Below are 12,076 nucleotides of genomic sequence, written 5' to 3' on the forward strand. Positions count from 1 at the left end.
GCGTGCTCTCGGTCGCCTCGGTCCGCTCCGCCTCGGGCGCCGCGAACTATTTCGCGAAGGACGACTTCAAGGACAATTACTACACCGCCGATGGCTCGGCTGAGCAGAGCGAATGGGGCGGGGCGGGGGCCGAGACGCTCGGCCTCGAAGGCGAGGTTTCGAAACAGGCGTTCGAGGAAATCCTGAGCGGGACGCTGCCGTCAGGCGAGGGCGTCGCCCAAGTGGAAAACCGCCGCAACGGCGTGGATCTCACCTTCTCGGCGCCTAAGTCGGTGTCCCTCATGGCCTATGTCGCCGGCGACAAACGCGTGCTCGCGGCCAACATGGCTGCCGTCCAGAAGACGATGGCATGGGTCGAGAAGAATCTCGCCGAGGGTCGCAAGGATGTGGAGGGCCGCAAGGTCCCGGTCCAAACCGGCAATCTGGTCTATGCGCTGTTCCAGCACGACACGAGCCGCGCGCTCGACCCGCAGGCCCATGTCCATGCCGTCGTCGCCAATCTGACGCAGATGCCAGACGGCAAATGGCAGGCGCTCCACGCCGACAAGATCTGGAGCAGCAACACGACGATCGGCGCCATCTACCACGCCTATCTGAGGGCCGGCCTCGAGAAGCTTGGCTACAGCGTAGAGCTCAAGGGTAAACACGGCACGTTCGAAATAGCGGGCGTGCCCAAGGCGGTGATCGACGCCTTCAGCCAGCGCCGCGAGGCGATCCTGGAAAAGGCGGCGGCACTCGGCATCGTCTCGGCCAAGGGCCGTGACGGGATCACCACCAACACCCGTGATCCCAAACTCAATGTCGATGACCGCGACGGGCTGCTGAAAGGCTGGATCGACAAGGCAGCGGCGCTCGGCTTCGACGGAAAGAGCCTGCTCGCTTCGGCCGAGGCACGCTCAGGTCTGAGCGCCGCCGACGGCCGGCTTGAGCGCGGCTTCCGCGCGGTCAGCGACGCGATCGCCGGCGCGCGCGACCTGGTCGGCGGCTTCCTTCGCCCGCACGATCCGCTGGTCGATTCAGGGCTCGCGCGCGTCACCCAGTCTCCCGCGACAGCCCGCTCGCAGCTCGCCGTCGCGTCCGCCGTCCGGATCCTTTCCGAACGCGAGGCGGCATTCAACGTCCACCTGCTGGCGAAGACCGCGCTCGATCTGGGATTGAAGGGCGTCACGATCGACACCGTCGAGCACCGCATCGGCCAGCTGATCGAGAACCGGCAGCTGATCCCCGGCGTCGTCCGCGCCGGCGACAAAGGCGTGAGCATGGTCACCACGCAGGAGGCGCTCCGCACCGAAGAGAGCATCCTCAAGGCAGTCGAGGCCGGTGCGGGAAAAGCCGCTCCGATCGTCCAGACCGCCGATGCGCCCGCACGGCTACAGACGGCCGCGGATCGCCCGCTCAATGCCGGGCAGCTTGCCGCGGCCACGCTGATCCTGGCGTCTGAGGATCGCACCGTCACCATTCAGGGCGTCGCCGGCGCCGGCAAATCGACGATGCTGCAGGCGGTCGCCCGGGTCGCCGAGAGTGAGGGCCGCAATGTTTTCGGTCTCGCTTTCCAGAACAAGATGATCGCCGATCTTGCGACAAGTGCCGGCATCAAGAGCCAGACGATCGCCTCTTTCGTTCTCGCCAACGAACGGTTCGTGACCGAGCGCGACACGCCGCGGTTCGAGGCTGCGCAGGCGAAGTTCGCAGGGGCCATGCTTGTCGTCGACGAGACCTCGATGGTCTCGAGCGACGACATGCTGATGCTCCACCGGATCACCGAGGCGCTCGGCGTCGACAAACTCGTGCTGGTCGGCGACCGCCAGCAACTCTCCTCGATCGACGCGGGCAAGTCGTTCGCGATGATCCAGGCGGCCGGCGGCACCATGGCGCGGATGGACGAGAATATCCGCCAGCGCACTGATACGCTGCGGACCGTCGCGGCGCTCGCCAATGTCGGCAAGGCCGGCGAGGCGATGAAGGTGCTGGGCGACAACGTCCATGAGAGCGCCAGCGCGCCGGAGACCGCCGCCGACATGTGGCTGGCACTGTCCTCGGGCGATCGCGAGGCGACCGCCGTCTTCGCGTCCGGCCGGGAATCCCGTGCGATCATCAATCAGCGTATTCAGGACGGCCTCGCGGCCGAGGGCACCGTGAGGGGGCAGGCCATCCACCTCACCGTCTATGAACGGGTCAATCTGACCCGCGAAGAGCTGCGCTACGCGTCGACTTACCAGCCCGGCCAGACGCTCGATGTCGGCCGCGGCGGTGCGCAGGACATCGGCCTCGGAAAAGGCCGGTACGATGTCACCCGCGTTATGCCCAACGGCAGGGTCGAGCTCAGCGATGGCCGCCGGAAGATCCGGTTCGACCCGCAAAAACTCTCGCCGACCGAGAAACGCGACCGGCTCGAGCTCACCCAGAAGAAGGACCTCCACGTGCGGGAGGGCGACCGCATCCGCTGGACCGCCAACGACAAGCCGCGGGATCTCCACAACGCGGCGCTCGCCCGCGTGCTGACAGTCGATGCCAATGGCGTCACCGTGGAGACCGCCGGGCAGCAGAGGCTGACGCTCGATCTGGGCGATCCGATGCTGTCGCGTCTCGACCTTGCCTACGCGCTCAACATGCACATGGCGCAGGGCATCACGACCGACAAAGCCATCACGGTCATGGACAGTCATGAGCGCAATCTGTCCAACCAGCGCCTGTTCAATGTCGGCGTGACGCGCGTCCGCGACGTTCTGACCATGGTGGTGGACAACCGGGAAAAGCTCGAGCGCCAGCTCGATCTCAATCCCGGCAACAAGACCTCCGCGCTCGAGACGGTCGGTCGCCTCGATATCGACGCCAAGAAGGGACCGGCGCCCGCGGCGAAGTTCGACCCGGGTCCGATCGAGGGCATCAACATGGTCGATCAGCCCGACATCTTCGCCGATCTGCCACCGGTCCCGGACGGACCGGTCGCGCCACCCCCGGCCACGGCGAAGGCCGGCGACCTCAAGGCGCCGTCCGATTTGAAGCCGGACAAGAGCGACCTTTTGCCCCCGCTGCCCGAGCGCAGCCTGGGGCTCGATTTGTAGCGCAGCGTCGGCGCGGTGCCGGCCAGAATGAAGGAGACCGACCATGGCATGGGATTTTGACGAAGGCGGCAAGTTTGGCAGCGAAAAAGCGGCCGAGGATTATGCGCGCCGCAACGGCCTCAGCGAAGCGGATTTCCGCACCCGCCGTAAGGGCGACCAGGTCGAACTCGAGATCCGCCGCTCGGCGATCGACGGCCGCACGCTGCGGGACAGCAACGAGGGCCGCAAGGACGGCTGGAACTGACACCGTTGGCGCGTGATCGCCGCGAGGCGGTCGGCGCTAAACCGAAAAGGGGAATCCCCATGTCTCATCTTCCCAATTATCTCGCCCAACACCCGTTGGTGGTACCGATCCTGATCGGCGTCGCGGTCGTGCTCTTTCTCATGTCGCACGGTATGAGCGCGGTTCCTCCGGCACCGGTCGCGAAGCCTTTCCTGACGTCTCGCGAGCAGGCGATGCTCTTCGCGCTGGAAGAAGTTCTGCCGATGTACCGGGTTCACACTCAGGTTGCGATGGGCGCATTGCTCACCGTTCCCAAACGACTGGGGCGCAGGTCTACCCCGGCCGATCGCAATGCCTTTTCCCAGAAGATCGTCGATTTCGTGATCTTCGATCAAACGACGGGCAAGATCGTCGCCCTGGTCGAACTCGATGACCGGACGCACGACGCTCAGAAAGACCGGAAGCGCGATGCGATGACCGCACACGCGGGTTATCAGACAATCCGCATCCCCGCCTCGGCCCGGCCCACCGTCCCGGCAGCGCTGGCCGCCGTCGGTCATCTTCGCGAGGCGGCGCTCAGCGTCGCGCTCGCAGCCGCGTAGGGAGACGGCCGATGGGTCTCGATGATCGCGACTATATGCACGAGCGTCGCCGCCGCGAAAGCGGCGCTCGCCTCGGCAGTGCCGCCTGGATCGACAAGAAGGGGCGGCTTGAGCACCATGACCTGTGGTTCGACGGCAAGGATGTCGGTTCTGGTCGGAAACATCGGCACAGGTCCACGCCGCGTATGGTCTCGCATCCGTGGCAGAAGTGGATAATCTTGCTCTCGGCGACCTCAATCCTGGTCCCAATGTACGGAGAGGCCCAGCGTAAAGGGTGGCTACCGGATTTCGAGAAGGCGGCACCGTTTCCTGAAACAGGATCGGTAACGGTGCCGGCAAACATGGTCGGCATCGTCAGCAGAAGCTCTCTGACAATCGTGACGAGCGAGGCCAATGCTGTGGTTCAGCTCTTCGACCCGGATACAAATAACCACGCGCTGTCGATCTACGTTGCTGCCAACAGCCGGGTCACCGTTCCGGTGCCGTCAGCTACCTACCGGATGCGGCTGATCGAGGGACAGAACTGGCACGGAACGACGCGCTATTTCGGACCCAACACGTCGTACGAGACTGTCGCGGAATTGATGACCTTCGGGCCGCGCAGCGGGTATAGTATCGACCTGCATCGAAGGCCCGATGGCAATCTCAGGACCCGCCTCATGCTATCGCAACCAGAAAGCCTCTAGCTGCTGGTGCCACCCGTGACACTTTACCTGGAAACGCTGGGTAAAGTGTCACTGATGACAATTCCCTCGCTTTGCGCCCCTTGTTGCAGAAGCCGGTGCCCGATTTCCCCAGTTAGCTGTATTGGGGATAGACCAGTCAGGGATAACCATGCCGATCCAACAAAAGTATTTCGAGCTGCGCGACGTCCACGCCCTCCAGGGGCGGCCATGGATACCGCTGCGCCATGACGCCGACGTGGAAATCAGCCCCCCGGAACCGGGTATCCTGGAGTTAAAGGAATATACCGGGATCGCTACTGCCGCCATCTACGACACCAAGAGGATTGATGGCGAAAAGATCGGATGGAGTGACCTTGGCGTTGCCGCACATCGGGGCGGCATGGAGCCCTGGGGTTATCGTGCGTCCGATCTCTTCTATCGCAGAGCAGATGAGCCGATCGGTGTAAACCTCGTGATCGACCAATATCTCGAGGACGAACATCTCCACATCTGGCATCTGCATCCTGATTTGATCGTCGCCCTCAAGCTCTTACGCGAGGGCGATAGCTGGTTTCGGCCTTCGGAGGGTTGGGCCGAGGTTGCGCGACTGAAGCGAGACCACCACGAACGACCCGTGCTGCTTGAGATCCGGGCTGAGTTTTTGGGCGACTATCTCAGCGCGCGTGCCATGGCCCTCTACTGCTCAAGCTACTGGCAACGAACCGCCGTCACCGCCGACAAACCCGTTCACAGCTGGCCTGGTGACTCGTTTGACGAGGTGGCAGGAAGGGACACGCGCGAGGGGCGCATCAGCAATGGCCGCTGGCCCGTGCCAACCGATCATTTCAGCATATTGGGCGCGATGTGGCGGACGGAATGGGTTCAAGCGGGAGGACGCAGTACCCGCATCCGGGGCGATAAGGATCCTCACTCGACCAGTTTCGCGCTGGAGAATGATGGTCGGCGCGCGTCAGGAGAGGATCTCGCCGGCGTGTCGTCCTGGCTCTATTTCGACCCGACCGTGGTCTCCGCGCTCATGCGCCATCGCGGCGCGACGCTGCACTGGTACAGCGCGGAGACTGGCGCGCTCGGTGCCAGCACTAACGTGCATTTCGGGGTCAATCGGCTCGGCCTCATCACTGTCTTCGCCAAGGATATCGGCGCGCTCGATCCGTGGGAGCAACGATTGTGGAGTGCTCACAACGTGACGCCCGACGGTGGTGTGTCCGCGGAGCTTTTCGCCGCCCAAATGGAGGTGAGGCCAGCAGCCACCGTCGCACCCGAGTCCGAGCTCTCAGTTGCGCTCGACGAGATTGATACGGCCTTCAAGGCGAAATACGGGCTCCCACTGCTTCGAGCCGATAAGGCAGTTCCCACATTGCTACGCCGGGCGCACCGATTTCAGGTGGCTGAGGCAGACGGCCTCCTTGAGCTCTCGAAGGAAGTAACCCGCCTGTTTACGGAGCGGGTCGACGTCGACGCCGTCCTCTCGCCGCTCGCCGTGCCCAAGCAAAAGGACGGCAAAAAGCCCGGCTCGAACAAGGCGCTCGAAAAGCTCATCGGCAGCCTGCTCGGAGAGGCTGCTGCAAGCAGCATGACGGCACCCCTGTTCGGGATCTACGATTTACGGCTCGCCGACGCCCATCTTGGCTCGGGCAACATCGCGAGCGGCAAAGTGCGGGCGGGGGTCGACGACACCGCCCCGGCGGCCATGCAGGGGCGCCAATTGCTCGACACGTTCGTAAAGACACTGCGTCAGATCGCAGCGGCGATCATCTAGCGGCTATCAGGCAGGGCGTCGCTACAAGGCAAGCGCGGTTTGAATTGCGCTACCCGCAATCTCTTCGATGATGAAGGTTCGCGCCGGTGGTGTCTCTAGCAATTCGGTCTCTGGAACGGTTCGGTCAAGCCACTGCATGACTTGCCGCCGGTGAATGATCGCGCCGTGCCGCTCCTGGAACCGGCTGACCTCCGGGTTCGCCGTAACGGTGACGATCTTGTAGCTCTCTGGCCAGTCGGCCATCGCTGGCTCCCAGACCGCAGCGAGGTAGAAGAAGTTCCCGCCATCAAGCGTCACCCGATACCGCTTGTCTCCAACCGTCATGTGAAATTCGGAGGCGGGCACGAGGCAACGATGGCTCGGGAAGGTCTTGCCCTCAGACCGCACGAACCTGAAGGACGTCCCCGCGCCGAAGCGTGGATCGGAACCCCACCTGGCGTGGACCATTTCCAGTTCCAGCGTTTTCGCCGGGTTGTAGCGGATGATTGCGCGCTGTGAGCCGAGTGGCGCATCTGTGTCGAAGGGTGTTGCCTTGTCCATCGCAAGGAACATAATGGGAACGTCGTTGAGTCGCAAGCCAGATCAAAGTGAGAAGCCGGATGTGCAATGACTATCGCCTGGAAGTCGATATCGCGTCGATCGTCGAGGATTTCGATAACCTCAAGATCAAGGTCAAAATGCCCGAGGGGACTCCGAACGTCGAGGCTCGCGAGGACATCAAGATCAGCGATACCGCCCCAATCGTGCGGAGTGGGGAGGCTCGCGGAACGGGTGAACTGCTCAACCGTCGATGGAGTTGGGCCGGGCAGGGCGGCAAGCCGGTCTATAACTTCAGGTCGGAAGGTAGGGAGTTCACATCCCACCGGTGCCTCATTCTAGCCGACGGCTTCTACGAATTCACCAAGCCCGAGGATCCTAAGCAGAAGCGTAAGACCAAATGGCTGTTCACTCTTCGCGATCATCCCTGGTTTTGCATCGCCGGCATTTGGCGCGAGACGCCGGATGGCGAGGCTTTCACGATGCTGACCATGGAACCGGGGGAAGACGTCGCGCCGTACCATTCGCGCCAGATCATCCCGCTCACCCGGGATCAGTGGTCCGACTGGCTGGACCCGACCGTTCCGGCCAGCGCCGTGCTACGAAGCTTGCCAAAGGGAAGCCTGACGACGGCACGGGTTTATCCGCCGCTTGCTGCGCAGCATACCATGATCTGAACTCTTCTGCCGGCGCCACTAAAGCCACCACTCGAATCGACCGGTCGTCAAGCAAACGTTCTCTTTATGTTCGGATCGTGCTAACTCGGCATCCATGGTTTGCGAGTCTGCAGTCCGAAAAGTGATTCATGTCGACATGGACGCGTTCTTCGCGTCCGTGGAACAGCGTGATGACCCCTCGCTCAGGGGAAAGCCGGTCGCGGTAGGGCACGGTGCGACGCGGGGCGTCGTGGCTGCGGCGAGCTATGAAGCGCGGACCTTCGGCGTCAAATCGGCGCTACCGTCAGTGACCGCGCTGAGGCGCTGCCCCGATCTCATCTTCGTCCCGCCACGCTTCGAGGTCTACCGCGCTGTGTCGCAACAGATCCACAGCATCTTCGCCGACTACACCGACCTCATTCAGCCTCTCTCGCTCGACGAGGCCTATCTCGATGTGACCGCCGATCGCCGCGGCCTGAAGACAGCATGGCTTACCGCCAAGGAGATCCGCGCGCGCATCCTAGCGGAAACCGGCCTCACCGCGTCCGCCGGCATTTCCTACAATAAATTTCTCGCGAAGCTCGCCTCGGACCATCGAAAGCCCAACGGGCAGTTTGCGGTCACCCCAGACATGGGTGCAGCCTGGGTTGAGACGCTGCCCGTCTCCCGCTTCCACGGCGTGGGCCCCGTGACGGCCGAGAAGATGAAGCGACTGGGCATCGAGTCAGGCGGCGATCTCCGGTTAAAGTCGCTCGCTTTCCTGCAGCAGCATTTCGGCAGTTCTGCTGACTGGTACTTCGCGATCGCGCGCGGCGAGGATGAGCGCCCGGTCAATCCGAACCGGATACGCAAATCGTCGGGATCTGAAACCACGTTCCGGCAGGATCTTGTCGCCTCTGCAGACATCGAGGCTGGCGTCGTCCGCATGGCCGAGGAGGTTTGGGCATGGTGCGAGAAGCGCCAAGCGTTTGGCCGAACAGCGACCGTGAAGATCAAATACGCTGATTTCCAGCAGATCACCCGCCGTAGGAGCCGTCCGTCGGCGATAATGACATTTGAGGAGCTTCGCGAAGCGGCTCTCGACCTGATCCGGTCGATTCTTCCGACCACCAAGCCGATCCGTCTTGTCGGAGTGACAGTATCGACGTTTGAGGACGCCTCCCCGGCATCCGCACCACAGCTGTTCGAGGACGATCCGCAAGCTGCGCCCGAGCTAGTCGACGAAGGAGCGTGAGGCGCTCCCCGCGATCGGCCGCGCTCTCCGATTGAGGCTGGTGTCAGGTCCGTCGCCTTCGCGCAGCCTTCTCTGGCGCCAGCTCGATCCATGTCGGGGCGTGATCGCTGCTTTTCTCCCATCCGCGCACGTGACGGTCGACCTGAGCGTCGACGAGCCGGCCGGCGAGGGCGGGACTGAGCAGAAGATGGTCGATGCGAAGCCCGGCATTGCGGCCATAGGCGTTTCGAAAATAGTCCCAGAATGTGTAGATCGTCTCGTCGGGATGGATGGTCCGTAGCGCATCCGTCCACCCTTGCTCGATCAACCGGAAATAGGCAGCACGGACCTCAGGCGCGAACAGCGCATCGTCCAGCCAACGCTCCGGCTTATAGACATCGCGTTCGGTCGGCATCACGTTGAAGTCACCTGCCAGCACCACGGGCGCGCCGGTCGCCAGCAACTCCGCCGCATGCTCGATCAGCCGCTCGAACCAGGCGAGCTTGTAATCGAACTTCGGACCGGGACATGGGTTGCCGTTCGGCAGATACAGGCCTGCGATGAGGACGCCGTTCACTGCGGCTTCGATGTATCGGCTTTGGGTTGGATCAGGGTCTCCCGGCAAGCCGCGCCGCGTTTCATGGATGTCGCCGACGCGGCTCAGCATAGCGACGCCGTTCCAGCTCTTCTGTCCGTGCCAGATGACGTCGTAACCGAGGCTCCGGATGGCAGCCTCCGGAAACTTTTCCTGGGGAGCCTTCAGTTCCTGAAGCACCGCGACGTCAGGCTGCGCTTCCGTCAGCCACCGAAGAAGCACGGGCAGGCGACCGTTCACGCCATTCACATTGTAGGTAGCGATCTTCACCGTGTCACAGGTCCGGCAAGGTCTGGTCGGCGCGGCCCCAGCCCTTCAACACCTTGGAGGCAGCCCGTTTCACGAGTTCATCGGCATCGCCGATGTGGAAGTGGTTCGGCGCGTCGATCGTCTCCATTTCTTTCCAGGTGATGGGCGCGGCGACCGGCGCCTCCGGGCGCGCCCGTACCGAATAGGGCATGACAGCCGTCGCGCCGCGCTGATTGCGCAGGTAATCCACGAAGATGCGTCCCTTGCGCTGCGCCTTGGGCAGCGCCGCGGTGAAGTTTTGCGGATCGCTTTGCGCCACGGCCTGGGCCAGCCTGTGCGCGAAATCCTTCACCTCCGGCCATTCGGCCTGCGGTACGAGCGGCGCGATTACATGCACGCCCTTCCCGCCGGTGAGCATCGGGAAGGTCTCAAGCCCGATCGATTTTAGGATGTCGCGGAAATGAAAGGCGGCGGTGCGCACATTCTCAAAGTCCAGCCCCTCGTCCGGGTCCAGGTCGAAAACAAGGCGGTCAGCCTTTTCGACATCCTCGATACGGGCACCCCAGCCGTGGAATTCGATCGTTCCCATCTGGACGCAGGTCATCAGGCCATCAGCGGTATCGACGAAGAGATAGGGCTCCTCGTGGCCATCCTTCTCCAGAATGCCGACATGTTTGACGGCGTCGCCAAAGCTGCCCGCGTCATGTTTCTGGAAGAAGCACTTTTTGGCGCGGCCCTGCGGACAGCGCACCAGACTGATCGGGCGGCTGCCCAGCCACGGCAGCATGATCGGCGCGACCCCCGCATAATGGTTCGCCAGCTGGCCTTTGGTAATGCTGGATTCCGGGAAGATGATGCGGTCGGTGTTGCTGATCTTGACGCGCGATACCGCCGGTGCCGCGATCTCGGTCACCGATTGCTCGACTTCAAGGACGACCGCTTCAGCCTTCTTGTCGGCGCGGAGCCCGAGATAGCTCGGATGGCGCAGCGTGCCTTCGTTTGTCATCTCGGTGTAGGCGATCTCCGCTACGAGCTTGGGTAGAAGCCAATGGGCGCCGCGAACCTCCGCACGAGGTGCGTTCACAGTTGGCGTTGTCTGCTCGAGCGGGCGCATCGTCTCCATCAGACGCTCTATCTCGTCCATGCTAAAGCCCGTTCCGACCTTTCCGGCGTATCGCAGCTCGCCCCCCTCATGGATCCCGAGGATTAACGAACGAAACCCGCGCGACTTGTCGGACGGCGTCCAGCCGATGACGACGAACTCCTGGCGCTTAATGCATTTAGTCTTAAGCCAGCCGCCCGAGCGCGAACCAATGTAGCGGCCGTCGGCCTTCTTTGAGATGACGCCCTCGAGCCCGGCGTCGCAGAAACTGTGAAGCAGCTTCTCGCCGTTACCCTCGATATGTTCCGAATATCGGATGCGGTGGCTTCCTTCGGGTAGGATCTCACGCAGCTTCGCCTTCCGCTCCGCGAGGGGCAACCGGGTAAGATCTTCCCCGTCGAGCTCGAGCAGATCGAAAGCGATATAATCGATACTGGACGGCGCGCCTTTGAGCGCTCCCTGGAGATCCTGGAAACTGGAACGCCCGCTATCGTCCATCACGACCGCCTCACCGTCGAGCAGCGCCGACCGAATGTTGAGCTTGCCCGCTTCGCCGACGATGCCAGCGAACTTTTCCGACCAGTCCAGGCCGGACCGCGTGTACGCGCGGGCTTCATTGCCGCCGACGGCGACGAGCAGCCGGTAGCCATCATATTTCATTTCGTGCAGCCAGCGATCGCCGGTTGGAACTGTGTCGACCAAAGTTGCCAGCTGGACGGGTTGAAAAGGGGGCGGTCTCAAAGCTGGTAAAGCTCGAGCCCTCGACGGTTTCCGGGCCCTTCCTTCCCCTGGTTCTGCGAGCAACTTGGCCATGACTGATAGACTCGTGCCTGGCAGACTCGTTCCAGCGCTGATGTGACTCGGTTCATCGACACAGCGCGCCTTTGGAAAAGGCTGGCGGAAACTCTTCAGGCAACCGGCGTTCCGTTAGGGCAGCAACCCGCATCAAGGAGGTATGGAAATGGCTGACGACAAGACGCTCCGCGCGCCCCAGGATAGCTCGCGCATCGCGCTCGGCGAGGATTATGAGGTGGAATACTGGACCAATAAGTTCGGTGTCAGCCGCGACAAGCTCGCCGAGGCGGTGAAGGCAGTCGGCAATGGCGCCGACGCGGTGGGCGAATATTTGAAGCGGTAAGTTATTGGCGCGCATCATAGTATAATGCGACTTTCCGGATCGCAGAGGTGAGTGCCCGGGGACTATTCCGGAGCGCCCCAGGTTTACGACGAACGCGACAGTGACCCGGTAGATGGCCATGACGGTGGCCGCGAAGTCGCCGTCAGGACAGGCACGCGAAAGACACTTCCGTGCCGTCCCTTTTCGGCGGGGTCTTTGCGGATGGGGGAATTGTCCCACAAGTCGTCGGCAGCAATCGACCAAACCAAGAA

At 62.8% G+C, this 12,076-nt stretch carries 11 protein-coding genes; 8 read left to right on the top strand and 3 right to left on the bottom strand.

The window, feature by feature from the left end:
* Positions 1–2 precede the first annotated feature (2 nt).
* From mobF to OVY29_RS23305, 5 genes are all read left to right on the top strand, one after another.
* Positions 3–3,065, top strand: coding sequence for a MobF family relaxase (gene mobF / locus OVY29_RS23285; protein WP_313912370.1), 3,063 nt, complete (start codon positions 3–5; stop codon positions 3,063–3,065).
* Positions 3,066–3,108: 43 nt separating this feature from the next.
* Entirely contained in the window at positions 3,109–3,309 is a 201-nt protein-coding gene (locus OVY29_RS23290; protein ID WP_126849526.1) for a hypothetical protein, read from the top strand.
* 5 nt (positions 3,310–3,314) lie between these two features.
* Positions 3,315–3,890: a DUF2726 domain-containing protein gene (locus tag OVY29_RS23295; protein WP_313912371.1), complete on the top strand. Its 576-nt coding sequence runs from the start codon at positions 3,315–3,317 to the stop codon at positions 3,888–3,890.
* Between the two features lie 11 nt (positions 3,891–3,901).
* Positions 3,902–4,576, top strand: coding sequence for a hypothetical protein (locus OVY29_RS23300; protein ID WP_126849525.1), 675 nt, complete (start codon positions 3,902–3,904; stop codon positions 4,574–4,576).
* Between the two features lie 148 nt (positions 4,577–4,724).
* Positions 4,725–6,335, top strand: a complete 1,611-nt coding sequence (locus OVY29_RS23305; RefSeq protein ID WP_209612851.1) for a hypothetical protein — start codon at positions 4,725–4,727, stop codon at positions 6,333–6,335.
* A 21-nt stretch (positions 6,336–6,356) separates the two neighbouring features.
* On the opposite strand, the gene OVY29_RS23310 is transcribed toward OVY29_RS23305, so the two are convergent.
* A complete protein-coding gene (locus tag OVY29_RS23310; protein ID WP_260591690.1) occupies positions 6,357–6,911 on the bottom strand; it encodes an SOS response-associated peptidase family protein in 555 nt (184 codons plus the stop codon).
* A gap of 23 nt (positions 6,912–6,934) precedes the next feature.
* Between OVY29_RS23310 and OVY29_RS23315 the strand changes: the two genes are divergently transcribed.
* Together OVY29_RS23315 and dinB are read left to right on the top strand one after the other, a co-directional pair.
* The gene (locus OVY29_RS23315; RefSeq protein WP_209612852.1) at positions 6,935–7,549 is read left to right on the top strand and encodes an SOS response-associated peptidase; all 615 of its coding nucleotides are present in this window, start codon (positions 6,935–6,937) and stop codon (positions 7,547–7,549) included.
* Positions 7,550–7,643: 94 nt separating this feature from the next.
* On the top strand, positions 7,644–8,762 hold the full coding sequence (dinB, locus tag OVY29_RS23320) for a DNA polymerase IV (protein WP_209612853.1): 1,119 nt from the start codon (positions 7,644–7,646) through the stop codon (positions 8,760–8,762).
* A 43-nt stretch (positions 8,763–8,805) separates the two neighbouring features.
* Here the strand turns inward: dinB and xth are convergent, their stop codons facing one another.
* Together xth and ligD are read right to left on the bottom strand one after the other, a co-directional pair.
* On the bottom strand, positions 8,806–9,606 hold the full coding sequence (gene xth / locus OVY29_RS23325) for an exodeoxyribonuclease III (protein ID WP_126849291.1): 801 nt from the start codon (positions 9,604–9,606) through the stop codon (positions 8,806–8,808).
* Positions 9,607–9,610: 4 nt separating this feature from the next.
* Positions 9,611–11,599 carry a DNA ligase D gene (gene ligD / locus OVY29_RS23330; protein WP_409574494.1) on the bottom strand — a complete coding sequence of 663 codons (1,989 nt, stop codon included), beginning with the start codon at positions 11,597–11,599 and terminating at the stop codon, positions 9,611–9,613.
* Positions 11,600–11,648: 49 nt separating this feature from the next.
* Here ligD and OVY29_RS23335 point away from each other — a divergent pair, with 49 nt between their 5' ends.
* Positions 11,649–11,825: a DUF3606 domain-containing protein gene (locus OVY29_RS23335; RefSeq protein WP_126849293.1), complete on the top strand. Its 177-nt coding sequence runs from the start codon at positions 11,649–11,651 to the stop codon at positions 11,823–11,825.
* Positions 11,826–12,076: the final 251 nt, after the last annotated feature.

The sequence above is a fragment of the Sphingopyxis sp. SE2 genome, assembly GCF_032227185.1.
GTDB lineage: Bacteria > Pseudomonadota > Alphaproteobacteria > Sphingomonadales > Sphingomonadaceae > Sphingopyxis.